The organism is Gordonia phosphorivorans, from assembly GCF_042432625.1.
Classification (GTDB): domain Bacteria; phylum Actinomycetota; class Actinomycetes; order Mycobacteriales; family Mycobacteriaceae; genus Gordonia; species Gordonia phosphorivorans.
In genome coordinates, this window is record NZ_JBHLWV010000011.1 from 1 (window position 1) to 13,601 (window position 13,601).

General features: G+C 69.3%; 11 protein-coding genes. 2 read left to right on the forward strand and 9 right to left on the reverse strand.

The window, feature by feature from the left end:
• Positions 1-247: 247 nt before the first annotated feature.
• Positions 248-1,726, reverse strand: a complete 1,479-nt coding sequence (gene rpsA, locus ACFFJD_RS02465) for a 30S ribosomal protein S1 (protein ID WP_382360418.1) — start codon at positions 1,724-1,726, stop codon at positions 248-250.
• A 241-nt stretch (positions 1,727-1,967) separates the two neighbouring features.
• Between rpsA and ACFFJD_RS02470 the strand changes: the two genes are divergently transcribed.
• Positions 1,968-2,525 (forward strand): 2'-5' RNA ligase family protein, encoded by a 558-nt coding sequence (locus ACFFJD_RS02470; RefSeq protein WP_382360421.1) that lies wholly within the window; start codon positions 1,968-1,970, stop codon positions 2,523-2,525.
• Positions 2,522-3,358 (forward strand): class I SAM-dependent methyltransferase, encoded by an 837-nt coding sequence (locus ACFFJD_RS02475; protein ID WP_382360424.1) that lies wholly within the window; start codon positions 2,522-2,524, stop codon positions 3,356-3,358. The genes ACFFJD_RS02470 and ACFFJD_RS02475 overlap by 4 nt, the downstream gene beginning before the upstream one ends.
• 362 nt (positions 3,359-3,720) lie before the next feature.
• On the opposite strand, the gene ACFFJD_RS02480 is transcribed toward ACFFJD_RS02475, so the two are convergent.
• The 8 genes from ACFFJD_RS02480 to ACFFJD_RS02515 all read right to left on the reverse strand — a co-directional run bounded on the left by ACFFJD_RS02480 (position 3,721) and on the right by ACFFJD_RS02515 (position 13,576).
• Positions 3,721-4,857, reverse strand: a complete 1,137-nt coding sequence (locus ACFFJD_RS02480; RefSeq protein WP_382360427.1) for a helix-turn-helix domain-containing protein — start codon at positions 4,855-4,857, stop codon at positions 3,721-3,723.
• Between the two features lie 64 nt (positions 4,858-4,921).
• A complete protein-coding gene (locus ACFFJD_RS02485; protein WP_382360990.1) occupies positions 4,922-5,674 on the reverse strand; it encodes an amino acid ABC transporter ATP-binding protein in 753 nt (250 codons plus the stop codon).
• Positions 5,675-5,706: 32 nt separating this feature from the next.
• Complete coding sequence (locus ACFFJD_RS02490) at positions 5,707-6,657, reverse strand: amino acid ABC transporter permease (protein ID WP_382360430.1); 951 nt, start codon at positions 6,655-6,657, stop codon at positions 5,707-5,709.
• On the reverse strand, positions 6,654-7,514 hold the full coding sequence (locus tag ACFFJD_RS02495; RefSeq protein ID WP_382360993.1) for an ABC transporter substrate-binding protein: 861 nt from the start codon (positions 7,512-7,514) through the stop codon (positions 6,654-6,656). Before ACFFJD_RS02495 ends, ACFFJD_RS02490 begins: the two co-directional genes overlap by 4 nt.
• A 99-nt stretch (positions 7,515-7,613) precedes the next feature.
• Positions 7,614-8,672: an isocitrate/isopropylmalate dehydrogenase family protein gene (locus ACFFJD_RS02500; RefSeq protein WP_382360996.1), complete on the reverse strand. Its 1,059-nt coding sequence runs from the start codon at positions 8,670-8,672 to the stop codon at positions 7,614-7,616.
• 29 nt (positions 8,673-8,701) lie between these two features.
• On the reverse strand, positions 8,702-10,159 hold the full coding sequence (locus ACFFJD_RS02505) for a serine/threonine-protein kinase (protein ID WP_382360433.1): 1,458 nt from the start codon (positions 10,157-10,159) through the stop codon (positions 8,702-8,704).
• 28 nt (positions 10,160-10,187) lie between these two features.
• Entirely contained in the window at positions 10,188-12,923 is a 2,736-nt protein-coding gene (polA, locus tag ACFFJD_RS02510) for a DNA polymerase I (RefSeq protein WP_382360436.1), read from the reverse strand.
• 32 nt (positions 12,924-12,955) lie between these two features.
• On the reverse strand, positions 12,956-13,576 hold the full coding sequence (locus tag ACFFJD_RS02515; RefSeq protein ID WP_382360439.1) for an ANTAR domain-containing response regulator: 621 nt from the start codon (positions 13,574-13,576) through the stop codon (positions 12,956-12,958).
• Positions 13,577-13,601 lie beyond the last annotated feature (25 nt).

Consider the following 13,601-nt stretch of genomic DNA (forward strand, 5'->3'; position numbering starts at 1 on the left):
CGATCGGGCGTACGCGGCGAACCCCGGCAGGTTCCGGCGGCCTCCGCAGGCACCGCCCCTGCCTGGACCGACCGGAATCAACACCAAAACTGTTAACCAAACCAACCAGCTGTCTCAGACAGCTTGACAAGTTCCGTGCAGCTCGGCGACACGAAGGGTGGGTCGCGACACGCGGGTCACCGGATGCGCAGAACCCCCGATCCGCCGAAGCGGACCGGGGGTTCTTTGCTAGCGGGTAGCGCCTGGATCAGGCGTTGCCGGTCAGCTTCTCGCGCAGTGCGGCGAGCTGCTCGTCGCTGGCCAGCGAGCCGCCGGCCGGAGCCGAACCGCTGCTGGACGAGGTCGACGCAGAGGTCGACGCGGACGAACCGCTGGAGCTGGAGTACTCGCCGGCGTTCTCGGCCTCGGCGGCCGCGGCGGCGAAGTTCTCCATCTGGGTGGTGTGCATCTTGTGGCGACGCTCCGCCTCGGCGTAGCGGCCTTCCCACTCCTCGCGCTGAGCGTCGAAGCCCTCGAGCCATTCGTTGGTCTCGGCGTCGAAGCCCTCGGGGAAGATGTAGTTGCCCTGCTCGTCGTAGCTGTCGGCCATGCCGTACTTCGAGGGGTCGAACTCTTCGGTGTAGTCCTCGTTGGCCTGCTTCAGCGACAGCGAGATACGACGACGATCGAGATCGATGTCGATGACCTTGACCATCGCGTCGTCGCCGACGGAGACGACCTGGTCCGGGACCTCGACGTGGCGCTCGGCCAGCTCCGAGATGTGCACCAGGCCCTCGATGCCCTCTTCGACTCGGACGAACGCACCGAACGGCACCAGCTTGGTGACCTTGCCCGGCACGATCTGACCGATCGCGTGGGTGCGGGCGAACTGACGCCACGGGTCTTCCTGCGTCGCCTTGAGCGACAGGGACACGCGCTCGCGATCCATGTCGACGTCGAGGACCTCCACGGTGACCTCGTCGCCCACGGCCACGACCTCGGACGGGTGGTCGATGTGCTTCCAGGACAGCTCGGAGACGTGCACCAGGCCGTCGACGCCGCCGAGATCGACGAAGGCGCCGAAGTTGACGATCGAGGAGACGACGCCCTTGCGGACCTGCCCCTTGGCCAGCTTGTTCAGGAACTCGCTGCGGACCTCGGACTGGGTCTGCTCGAGCCATGCGCGACGCGACAGGACCACGTTGTTGCGGTTCTTGTCGAGCTCGATGATCTTGGCCTCGACCTCCTTGCCGATGTACGGCTGCAGGTCGCGGACACGACGCATTTCCACCAGCGAAGCCGGGAGGAAGCCGCGCAGGCCGATGTCGAGGATCAGGCCGCCCTTGACGACCTCGATGACGGTGCCCTTGACGGCCTCGTCCTTCTCCTTGAGCTCCTCGATGGTGCCCCAGGCGCGCTCGTACTGTGCGCGCTTCTTGGACAGGATCAGGCGGCCTTCCTTGTCCTCCTTGGTGAGGACGAGGGCTTCGACCTCGTCACCGACGGTGACGACTTCGCTCGGGTCGACGTCGTGCTTGATCGACAGCTCGCGCGAGGGGATGACACCCTCGGTCTTGTAGCCGATGTCAAGCAGCACCTCGTCGCGATCGACCTTGACGATGGTGCCCTCGACGATGTCGCCATCGTTGAAGTACTTGATCGTGGAGTCGATGGCAGCGAGGAAGTCCTCAGCCGAGCCGATATCGTTGACGGCTACTTGCGGCGAGGTGATCGTGGGGGACGACATGTGGTGAGTTGCTCCGGACAGGTAAGTAGTTTTGGCGGCTCCACGACCGCGTTCCTGCAGGTAGCGACCGTTTCACCGATGAATGTTCCGGCCCCGCAAATCGTGACCGGAACGGCTACGCTTGACGGAGTCGGGTGCGCGCATCGAACACACGCACTGGCCAGGCTACTCCACCACCTTTGTCCTGCACAAACGCAAGTCGAACACGCGCACCGCGCACCACCGGGCGAAAGGTTCCATCGTGGCGCACTCCCTCGAATTGCTGCCCGACGAGCAGACCGATCGGGTGCTGCGCGCAGCGTGGGCCCGCCTCGCCGACGCCGGTCTGCGCTCGCGTCGACGCCCCGCCTCGCCCACCGACCGCCCGCACTGCACGCTCATCGCCGCACCGCACATCTCCCCCGCCGCCGACGCTCTGCTCGACGCGCTCGCACCCGGTCTGCCGCTGGCCGCGCGCATCGGCCCGCCGGTGATCCTGGCCGGCCACGGGCGCTACACCCTGGCCGCCTCCGTCGTGCCCGATGCCGCCCTGCTCGCCTTGCACGCGCAGGCCTCGGCGGCGGTCGACGCGTTCGCCGAGCGCGTCTTCGCGCACACCCGGCCCGGTCGCTGGACGGCGCACCTGACCCTCGCCCGCCGTCTCACCGCCGAGCAGGTCGGTGAGGCGCTGCGCCTCATCGACTGGCCGGAACAGGAGATCGCGTTCACGGCGGTGCGGCGCTGGGACGGCGATGCCGCCGCGGAGGTCGTGGTGAGAGCCCGGCCACCGGAGGCCGCCGACCTAGACTCGGGGCCATGACCACTCCCTCGCGGCCACCGCGCGTGCTCGGTGAACTCGATTCGGCGACCAGCGAAGCAGCCAGCCGCTCGTGGTGGGACGACGAGGCCGACGGCTATCAGGCCGAGCACGGGATCTTCCTCGGCAACGACATCCCCGGCGGGGACTTCGTGTGGGGCCCGGAACGGCTCCGCGAGGAGGACATCGGCCTGCTCGGCGACGTGGACGGGCTCGACGTGCTGGAGATCGGCTGCGGCGCGGCCCCGTGCGCGCGGTGGCTGGCCGCGCGCGGCGCTCGCGTCGTGGGCCTGGACGTGTCCATCGGCATGCTCGGGCACGCGGTGGCCGCGATGGCCGACGACCCGGCGCCGGTGCCGCTGGTCCTGGCCGGGGCCGAACGGCTCCCCTTCGCCGACGCCAGTTTCGACCTCGCGACCTCGGCGTTCGGCGCGATCCCCTTCGTCTCCGACTCGGCCCGCGTGATGCGCGAGGTGGCCCGCGTGCTGCGCCCCGGGGGTCGCTGGGTGTTCGCCACCAACCACCCCATGCGCTGGATGTTCCTCGACGATCCGGGCCCGGAAGGCCTCACGGTGACGCTGTCGTACTTCGATCGGACGCCGTACTCCGAGGCCGACGCCGCGGGGAACATCACCTACGTCGAACACCACCGCACCATGGGCGATCGCGTCCGCGAGATCGTGGCGGCCGGGCTGGTCCTCGACGACATCGTCGAACCCGAGTGGCCGGAGGATCTGCAAGCGCAATGGGGCCAGTGGTCCCCGCTGCGCGGCGCACTGTTCCCGGGTACCGCGATCTTCGCCTGCCACAAGCCGCACGGCCGCGCCGCCGACTGACCCGCGGGCGGGACGGGTCCGCGCCCACCGGATCCGCTCACTGCGTCGACGCGTCGACCGGTACCGTCCGTCCCCAGATCTGATACTCGTCGTCGTAATCCGGTTGCGGTTCCAGCGCGAATCGCTTCGCCAGGAGTTGGCTGGCCAGATTCTCGCGGTGGATCTTGCCGCGGACCGCCAGCGTCCGTCCTCCCGTCCCAGGAGAAGGAACGAAGCGGCCGGAAGGTGCTGACCGCAGTGGCGCAGCGCAGCCTGCGCCCGGTGTTCCCAGGGACGATCCGCACGCCTGGCCGGCGCCATGCAGGTGAAGTTCTGTAAGCAGCGCGCCTCCTTCTTCGTCGTCAGGAGGGACCACTGGATCGTCATGAGCCAGACGGACCCGGCGGTACCGGCGAGGCGCCCCCGGGCGACTGCCGACCCATGTCACGGAAGTACTGTTCGGCCACCCGCTCCTCGTCCGGCGTCACGCTGTCCACCGGTACGCCGAGCGCCCACGCAAGATGTTCGGGCCCCATGCGGCCTTCGTCGACGCGTCGCGTGGCCACCTCGAGCAGACCCAGCGGAAATCTCCGCGCCGCCGACTCCTGTTCACGTCGCACCACGGCGTGGGGATCGACCGAGACCTCTCGGAGGTGCGCGCGCAAGAGCCGCGGCGTCGACGACTCCAGCGCGGCCAGGACGTCCGCCCCGGCCACCAGCTTGAGGTAGGCGAGTCGACGTCGGAGCGCCCACGTCGAGACTCCGTGCCGCCAGAGGAACGCCGCCACCTCCGGCACGCTCACCTCCGTCCAGTCCACGCCGCTCATCACCGACCGCGGGAGCAGCAGGTCGGCCGCGAACGTGTCGGCGGCGGCCTCCTGCCGTTGTCGCTCCGCGTCGGAGACCTCGCCTTCGGCGTGCCCCAGGGCGAGGTGGCCCAGTTCGTGGGCGAGCGACCAGTTGTTGCGATACCAGAAGGCGTCGGCGACCAACACGATGAGACCGCGCACGCCCTCCAACTTCGTCGAGTACGACGTCGTCAGCTCGGGCATCTTGACGACGTCCACGTCGAAGGCCGTCTCCACCCGCTCGGCGAACCGCCCGACGAAGTCGGTCCCCAACGCGACCCGCAGGTCCGCCGGATCCTCGGGCAGGGCCCCACTCGACGGCACCCCCGCCGGGTAGGCCTCCCGGTAGAGCTCGACGATCGGCGCCAACGCCTCGGTGTCCGCGCGTCGCCCGCCGTTGACGCGCCGGCCGGACGCCTCGTCCCAGTCGTGCCGGGCGACCAGATCGGTCTGCCGCACATCCGGACGTCCGGTCGCCAGCCACTGGAGGTCGACGCCCAGCAGGTCCGCGATACCGATCAGCTCGACGGTCGCGAATCCCCGATGCCCGTTCAGCGCGCGGGACATCGCGTCCGGTGTCATCCCGGCCTTGTCGGCCAGCGCCCGCTGGGTCATGCCGACCGCCATGGCATCCCGAATCCGCTGGCCGATCTCCCTGGTGGTGGCATCCATGATCCGATTGTACTGCGGGATTGGGACTATCCCAACGCCTTCATGCACAGCCCGCGGTGGTTGCTCAGAGCAGTTTGGACAGGAACGTCTTGGTGCGCTCGTGCTGCGGGTCCTCCAGCATCGCGCGCGGATTCCCGCGTTCGACCACCACGCCGTCGGCCATGAAGACCAGTTGGTCGGCCACCTCGCGGGCGAAGCCCATCTCGTGGGTCACCACCAGCATCGTCATGCCGGCCTGGGCGAGGTCGCGCATCACGGCCAGGACGTCGCCGACGAGTTCCGGATCCAGCGCCGAGGTGGGCTCGTCGAAGAGCATCAGCTTCGGTTCCATCGCCAGCGCCCGCGCGATGGCGACGCGCTGCTGCTGGCCGCCGGACAGTTGCGCGGGATAGGCGTCGGCCTTGGCGGCCAGGCCCACCTTGTCGAGCAGATCCAGGGCGTGCACCGTGGCTTCGTCGCGGGACTTGCCCTTGACCAGCACCGGGGCCTCGATCACGTTCGCCAGCACCGTGCGGTGCGGGAACAGGTTGAAGTGCTGGAAGACCATGCCGATGTCGCGGCGCTGGCGGGCCGCATCCCGCGGGCTCAGTTCGTAGAGCTTGCCCGCGCGCTCGCGGTAGCCGATCAGTTCGCCGTCCACGCGCAGTCGGCCGGCATTGACCTTCTCCAGGTGGTTCACGCACCGCAGGAAGGTGGACTTGCCCGATCCGGACGGGCCGATCAGGCACGCGACCTCCCCGTGCTGAACCTCCAGCGAGATGCCGCGCAGCACCTGCAGCGCACCGAAGTTCTTGCAGACACTCTCGGCCTGCACCATCGGCACCGCGGCGGCGCCGTTCGCCGGGTTGCTCATCGGCCGCCCTCGATGGTCTCCGCGCGGGCCAATTCCGCGAGTTGGTCGTCGCTGAGCATGCGGCTGGCTCCCTTGGAGTAGTGCTTCTCCAGATAGTGCTGGCCGATCATCAGGATGCTGGTGACGGCCAGGTACCAGGTGGAGGCCACCAGCAGCATCGGGATCGGCTGGAAGTTGAGGCTGGAGATGTCGCGTTGCCTGCCGTAGAGCTCCAGCGAGAACGGTATGGCGGTGACCAGGGACGTGGTCTTCAGCATGCTGATCAGTTCGTTGCCGGTCGGCGGGATGATCACCCGCATCGCCTGCGGCAGCACGACGCGGCGCATGGTCTGCGTCCACGTCATGCCCAACGCCACCGACGCCTCGGACTGTCCCTCATTGACCGAGGAGATCCCGGCGCGCACGATCTCGGCCATGTAGGCCGCCTCGTTCAGGCCCAGGCCGATCACGGCGAACAGGAAGGCCGCATTGATCGACTGCACGTCGATGTGGAAGAACTGCGGTCCGAACGGGATCCCGAGATCGATCTGCTTGTAGATGGAGCCGAACAGGCCCCACAGCACCAACTGCACGTACACCGGCGTGCCGCGGAAGACCCACAGGTACAGCCAGGCCACCGAGCGCAGCACCATGTTCGACGACAGGCGCATCACCGCGAAGAGCACGCCGAGCACCACGCCCAGGATCATCGCGAGCACGGTGAGCGCGAGGGTCCACCCGGCCGCCTCGATGATCCGCGTGTCGAAGAGGTAATCGAAGTAGGTGGACCAGCGGTAGGCCTCGTTGGTCGCCGCGCCGTAGACGAACAACCCGGCCAGGATCAAGATGACGACGGCGGAGATCCATTGCCCCGGGTGCCGCAGCGGTATCGCCCGGATCGGATCCGGGTTCGTCTCGGCGTCGGCGGGCCGGTCGGGCCGAGGTGACTGCGGTGATCCGGCGGTCATGATTGCGCTCCATTGATCTGCGAGGTCTCGATCATTCCGGCTTCCACTCCCCAGTGCTCGGCGATCTGCTGGTAGTAGCCGTTGTCGATCAGGTACTGCATGGCCTGCTGCACGGCCGGACCGAGGGACGAGCCCTTCGGCAGCGGAATCCCGTAGGGCGCCGCGTCGTAGATCGGGCCCACCAGTTCCAGTTCCTCACCGATCTTGGCAACCTTGGTCACCGCGTAGGCGCTGACCGGCGAGTCGGCGGAGAAGGCGTCGATCTTGCCCAGCAGCAGCGCGGTGACCGCCTGATCCTGGGCGTCGAACTTCTCCTTGACGATGGGCGCCTTGCCTGCGGCCACGCAGGCCGCGCTCTTGGCCGGGACCTCGTCGGTGTCCTCGACGGTGGTGGCCTGCACCCCCACCCGCAGGCCGCAGGCATTGTCCGGGTCCACGTGGTCCCCGGCCCGCTGCACCCACTGCACCCCGGCGCGGTAGTAGGTCACGAAGTCGACCTGCTTCTCCCGTTCGAGGGTGTCGGTGAACGAGGAGATCCCGATGTCGAAGGTGCCGGACTGAATGGCGGGGATGATCTTGTCGAAGTCCGATTCGAAGAACTTCGCCCGCAGACCGAGGACCGCCGCCACCGCCTCCATCAGGTCGACGTCGAAACCGACGATCTGGCCCTGCGGGTTCTTGAATTCGTTGGGTTGATACGGCGGGTTGGTGCCCACCCGCAGCACACCGGAGGCCGCGATCTTCGGCGGCACCAGTGCGGCGATGGCAGGCTGCTCGTCCACCGAGACGGTGATCGGCTGCACGTCCAGCGCCGATTCGTCGTTGGTGCAGGCCACCGCGAGCAGCAGCGCCAGCATCGTGAGCAACGTGCCGAGACGTCGGAGAGGTCCGCGCAGCACCCAGTACCCCCTTGCTCGGCCACCGGCCCCAGGCGCCGGTGAGTTCGAAAGTTGAACCTACAGGACGGCGACGAGGTGATCGCCGAATTCCGCCGTCGACGACGATCCACCCAGATCCGGGGTGCGGATCCCGGCGGCCACGGTGGCCGCGATCGCGGCCCGCAACGCCTCCGCCGCGGCCGCCACCCGCCGATCCCGGTGCCGGGCGGCGTGGAAGTCCAGGGCCGAGGCCACCGACCCGACCATCGCGATCGGATCCGCCAGCCCGCGCCCGGCGATGTCCGGCGCCGCCCCGTGCACCGCCTGCGCCATCACCCGCGTGTCCGAGCAGTTGATCGACGAGGCCAGGCCCAGCGAGCCGGACAGTTCGGCGGCCAGATCGGACAGGATGTCGCCGAACAGGTTCTCGGTGACCAGGACGTCGAAGTCGGCGGGTCGACGGACCAGGAGGGCGGCCATCGCATCCACGTGCTGCTGGTCCACCCGCACGTCCGGATAGCGCTGGGCCACCTCGAAGCACACGTCGCGGAACAGGCCGGTGGTCAGGCGCAGCACGTTGGCCTTGTGCACCACCGTGACGTGCCCGCGCCGGGTGCGCGCCGCGGCGAACGCCTGCTCGGCGATCCGTTCGGTGGCCGCCCGGGTCACCAGGCCCACGGCCAGCGCCACATCGGGGGTCGGCATGAACTCGCCGCTGCCGACCGCCATGTTCCGGTCGGCGTACAGGCCTTCGCTGTTCTCCCGGACGATCAGCAGGTCGATGTCCGGCGCCGTGGCCGGCAATCCCGCGATCGCCTGTGCCGGGCGCAGATTCGCGTACAGCCCGAAGTGTTTGCGCAGCACCGCTCCGGGCGGCGGCGCGTCCCGGTGCGGCAGCGGATAGGACACGCTGTCGTGCGGTCCGACGACCATGACGTCGAACCCGGCCAGCTCCGTCAGGGTCTCCGGCGGCAGCGGCGAGCCGTGGCTGTCGATGGCGGCGGCACCGTACGGCAGCGGCGTCCATTGCGCCCGCACGCCCTGCGCGGCGAGGGCCCGCTCGGCCGCGGCCACCGCCACCGGCACCACCTCGGCGCCGATGCCGTCGCCCTCCAGGACCGCGATGGGCAGGGTCATGTCCGCAGAAGTCACCACTCTCGCCGAGGCTAGCCGACGCGGCGTTGCGGATAGCACTGCCCGGCACCGAACTTGGCGCACACCCGTTCCGCCTCCGCCCACGACCGCGTGGGCCGGACCACCGCGTACCGGGTGCGCAGACCCACCAGGGAGCCGTCGACGATCACCGACCCGTAATGCTCGCTCGCGGTCTGCCGCGCCGTGTCCAGGTAGTTGAACGCGCCGAACTGGGCGAAGTACTGCGCCTCGTCGATCGGCGGCGGTGGCGGCACATAGCCCGGCGCCGACGGATCGGCGCTGACCACGACGTCCGGCGTCGGCGCCGGATAGGTGCGGACCGTGTTCGACGACGGGCTGCTCGTCGGCGGGCTGCTCGACGGCGCGAGGGACGCCGAGGTCCGGCCCGGCGTCTCGGACACCGCGGTGGAGGCGGTGAGCGGCGCCTGCGCGCCCTCGCCGGAGCCGTCGGCGTCGAACGCGGTCACCGCGATCAGCGCCCCGACCGCGAGCGCCAGCACCAGCGCCACGATGCCGATCAGCACCGGCAGGCCCCAGAACTTCTTGGTCGGCGGCGCGGGCACCAGCGCGGTGGGTGCCAGCGGGGTGGGTGCCAGCGGGGTGGGCGCAAAAGGGGTGGGCACAGTGCCGTACGGCGCTCCGGTCGCGCGGGCGGCCTGCGCGGCCGCCGTCATCAGTTCCCCGGCCGAGCCGAAGCGTCGCCGCGGGTCGGGGCTCAGGCCCCGCACGATCACCGGGTCCCACGCGGGCGACAGCTCCGGCACCAGCGTGCTCACCAGCGGCGGCGGCGTCGTGACGGCCGCCTTGATGGCGGCGCCGACCGTGGCGGCCGGGAACGGCACCTGCCCGGTGAGGCACTCGCACAGGACGCAGGCCAACGCGTACACGTCGCTGGCGGGCCCGGCGGGATGACCGTCGAACAGTTCCGGCGCCATGTAGGCGACCGACCCGATGGCGCCGCCGACCTCGGTGAGCCGGGTGTCCCCGGCGCTGTCGGCGATCCCGAAATCGACGAGGTACGCGAAGTCGCGGTCGGTGACCAGAATGTTCTCCGGTTTCACATCGCGATGGATCAGGCGCTGGGCGTGGGCGGCGTCGAGGGCGGCCGCGATCTGTTCGAGCAGCGCGACGGCCCGCGGCGGCGGCAGGCGCCGCGCATATCGAAGCAGCCCCCGCAGGTCACCGCCCTGCACCAGGCGCATGTCGATGAACAGCACGCCGTCCACCTCGCCCCAGTCGTGGATGGGGATGATGTGCGGTTCGCCGAGCCGGGCCGCGGTCTGCGACTCGCGCCGGAAGCGTTCCCGGTAGACCGGGTCGCGGGCCAGCGCCGGATTGAGCAGTTTGAGCGCGACCACCCGATCCTTGGCGGTGTCGTAGGCGCGGTACACCTCCCCCATGCCACCGGCGCCGAGCAGCGCGTCCAGACGGTAGGGACCGAACCGCGTACCGACCCGTTCTCCCGGCATGTGCCGTCCCTCCTCGCCCGGCCCGGTGTCAGTGGGCCGCGTCGTCCCAGGACCGACCGAAGCCGACCGAGACGTCCAGCGGCACCGACAGCTCGATGGCGCCGCCCATCTCCTCCCGGACCAGACGCTCCACGGTGTCCCGCTCCCCGACGGCCACCTCGACGACGAGTTCGTCGTGCACCTGCAGCAGCATGCGCGAGGCGAGGCCCTCGTCGGTCAGGCGGCGCGCCACGTTGATCATCGCCACCTTGATGATGTCGGCGGCGCTGCCCTGAATGGGCGCGTTGAGGGCCATCCGTTCGGCGGCCTGACGACGCTGGAAGTTGTCCGAGTTCAGATCCGGGAGGTACCGGCGACGCCCGAAGAGGGTCTCGGTGTACTCCTTGGTGCGCGCCTGGACCACCACCTCGTGCAGGTAGTCGCGCACCCCGCCGAACCGGGCGAAGTACTGGTCCATCTGGTCGCGCGCCTCGTCCCGACTGATGCCGAGCTGCGCGGCGAGTCCGAAGGCCGACAGTCCGTAGGCCAGCCCGTACGACATGGCCTTGACCCGGTGTCGCATCTGGGCGTCCACCTGGTCGATCGGTACGCCGAAGGCCCGCGAGCCGACGAAGTTGTGCAGGTCCTCGCCGGTGTTGAAGGCTTCGATCAGCCCTTCGTCGCCGGACAGATGCGCCATGATCCGCATCTCGATCTGCGAGTAGTCCGCCGTCATCAGGCACTCGTAACCGTCGCCGACCACGAATCCACCGCGGATCTGCCGCCCGGCATCGGTGCGCACCGGGATGTTCTGCAGGTTCGGCTCTGTCGAACTCAGGCGTCCGGTGGCCGCGACGGTCTGGTTGAAGGTGGTGTGGATCCGGCCGTCGTCGGCGACGGTCTTGAGCAGGCCGTCGACGGTGACCTTGAGCCGCGTGGCATCGCGATGCTCCAGCAGATACTTGAGGAAGGGGTGCTCGGTCTTCTCGTACAGCGAGGCGAGCGCGTCGGCGTCGGTGGTGTACCCGGTCTTGGTCTTCTTCGTCTTCGGCATGTCGAGCTTGTCGAAGAGCACCACCTGCAGCTGCTTGGGCGAGCCGAGATTGACCTGTTCGCCGATGACCTCGTACGCCGACTCGGCGGCATCGCGCACGCGCTGAGCGAAGCCGCGTTCGAGCTCCTCCAGGCGCGCGGAGTCCACGGCGATGCCGGTGCCCTCCAGTTCGGCGAGCACGAAGGCCAACGGCAGCTCCATGTCCCGCAGCAGCGGCACCGACTCGATGCGTTCGAGTTCGGTGTCGAGGGTGTCGGCGAGCTCGGCGACGGCCTGTGCCGACAGCATGAGCTGATTCGATGCCGCCAGGTCGTCCTCGTCACCGTCGAGCAGGGACAGCTGACCGTCGTCGGCGGCCGTATCGGCCTTCAGTTCCCGGCGCAGGTAGCGCAGGGCCAGGTCGTCGAGGTTGAAGGTCCGCTGCCCGGGACGCACCAGGTACGCCGCCAGCGCGGTGTCCGAGGTGACCCCGGCGAGGGTCCAGCCGCGTCCGCGCAGGGCGTGGATCGCCCACTTGACCTCGTGCACGGCCTTGAGCCGCTCCGGGTCGGCCAGCCAGGCGCCGAGCGCCTGATCGTCCTCCGGGGTCAGCGCGACCGGATCGAGATAGGCCGCCTCGCCGTCGGCCGCGGCGATCGCCACGGCGGTCGCCTCCGAACCCACCACCCGTGCGGCACCGCTCACCGCCAGGCCGCTGCGGCCGGTCTGCGCGTGCTCGGCCAGCCACGCCGACACGTCGCCGGCGGCCAGTCGGGTGCCGGACACCTCGAAACCGGCCTCGGCCTCGGGTTCGGACGAGGTGAGGGTGGAGAACAGGCGGTCGCGCAGCACCTTGAACTCGAGGTCGTCGAACAGGCGGTGGATGCGGTCGCGGTCCCAGCCGTGCAGCGCCAACTCGTCGGGCTGCTGCGGCAGGTCCATGTCGCGGACCAGTTCGGTGAGTCGACGGTTCATCATGACGGCGGCCAGGTTCTCGCGCAGCGAGTCGCCGACCTTGCCGCGCACCTCGTCGGCGTGATCGACCAGCGCGGCGAACGAGCCGTACTCGCGGATCCACTTGGCCGCGGTCTTCTCCCCCACGCCCGGAATGCCGGGCAGGTTGTCGCTGGGGTCGCCGCGCAGCGCGGCGTAGTCGGGGTACTGGGCCGGGGTCAGCCCGTACTTGCGCTCCACTTCCTCCGGTGTGAACCGGGTCAGTTCGGACACCCCGCGTTTGGGGTAGAGCACCGTGATGTTGTCGTTGACCAGCTGCAGCGCGTCGCGGTCGCCGGTCACCACCAGGACCCGGTAGCCCTGCGCATCGGCCTGCGTGGCGAGCGTGGCGATCACATCGTCGGCCTCGTAGCCCTCGATCGCCATCACCGGAATGCCCATGGCCGCGAGCACGTCCTTGGTCAGGTCCACCTGGCCGCGGAACTCGTCGGGCGACGACGAGCGCTGCGCCTTGTAGTCGGGGAACATCTCCGAGCGGAAGGTCTGGCGCGAGACGTCGAACGCCGCCGCGATGTGACTCGGGTCCTCATCGCGCAGCAGGTTGATCAGCATCGAGGTGAAGCCGTAGACCGCATTGGTCGTCTGCCCCGTGTTGGTCTTGAAATTCTCCGCCGGCAGGGCGAAGAACGCACGGTAGGCCAGCGAGTGGCCGTCGAGCAGCATCAGCGTCGGCCGCTTCTCCGACTTGCCACGGGCACCGGATGAGGGCTTCTTGGAGGACGTCTGCGCAGGGCTCACGCCATCCGAGTGTAGTGAGACCCTCCGACAGTTCAGGCGGGCGGGGCGTCGGCGCCGAGGGTCTCGACCACGACCTGGGCCACGGCCTTCATGGTGACGCGACGATCCATCGCATTGGTCTGAATCCACCGGAAGGCCTCCGGCTCGGTCAGCGCCTGCTTCTCCATGAGCAGCCCCTTGGCCCGTTCGATGAGCTTGCGCGTCTCGAACCGCTCGTTGATGCCGGCCACCTCGGCCTCCAGCGCCCGCAGTTCCCGGAACCGACTGAGGGCGACCTCGATGGCGGGCACCAGATCCGACTGGTTGAACGGCTTGACCAGGTAGGCCATCGCGCCGGCGTCGCGGGCGCGTTCGACGAAGTCGCGCTGCGAGAAGGCGGTGAGCATCACCACGGGAGCGAGCCGGCGGCGGGCGATCTCGCTGGCCGCGTCGATGCCGTCGCGCACGGGCATCTTGATGTCCATGATCACCAGATCCGGACGGAGCGACTCGGTGAGGTCCACGGCCACCTGACCGTTGGGGGCCTCCCCGACCACGTCGTATCCCTCGTCGCGCAGCATCTCGCACAGATCCATGCGAATCAGGGAGTCGTCTTCGGCGACAACCACTCGATGTGCGTGCGGCTGGTCCGGTACGGACCCGGCTTGGCTCATCGCCCTGACATCTCCCGGTTCGGCG

Excerpts from the sequence above, each read along its gene's own strand:
- ACFFJD_RS02515 (WP_382360439.1), bottom strand. The coding sequence starts at position 13,576 with ATGAGCCAAGCCGGGTCCGTACCGGACCAGCCGCACGCACATCGAGTG.
- rpsA (WP_382360418.1), bottom strand. The coding sequence starts at position 1,726 with ATGTCGTCCCCCACGATCACCTCGCCGCAAGTAGCCGTCAACGATATC.
- ACFFJD_RS02485 (WP_382360990.1), bottom strand. The coding sequence starts at position 5,674 with ATGGTGCAGGCCGAGAGTGTCTGCAAGAACTTCGGTGCGCTGCAGGTG.
- ACFFJD_RS02495 (WP_382360993.1), bottom strand. The coding sequence starts at position 7,514 with ATGCTGGCGCTGCTGCTCGCGGTGGCCTGCACCAACGACGAATCGGCG.
- ACFFJD_RS02505 (WP_382360433.1), bottom strand. The coding sequence starts at position 10,159 with ATGCCGGGAGAACGGGTCGGTACGCGGTTCGGTCCCTACCGTCTGGAC.
- ACFFJD_RS02475 (WP_382360424.1), top strand. The coding sequence starts at position 2,522 with ATGACCACTCCCTCGCGGCCACCGCGCGTGCTCGGTGAACTCGATTCG.
- ACFFJD_RS02490 (WP_382360430.1), bottom strand. The coding sequence starts at position 6,657 with ATGACCGCCGGATCACCGCAGTCACCTCGGCCCGACCGGCCCGCCGAC.
- ACFFJD_RS02480 (WP_382360427.1), bottom strand. The coding sequence starts at position 4,857 with ATGGATGCCACCACCAGGGAGATCGGCCAGCGGATTCGGGATGCCATG.
- ACFFJD_RS02500 (WP_382360996.1), bottom strand. The coding sequence starts at position 8,672 with ATGACCCTGCCCATCGCGGTCCTGGAGGGCGACGGCATCGGCGCCGAG.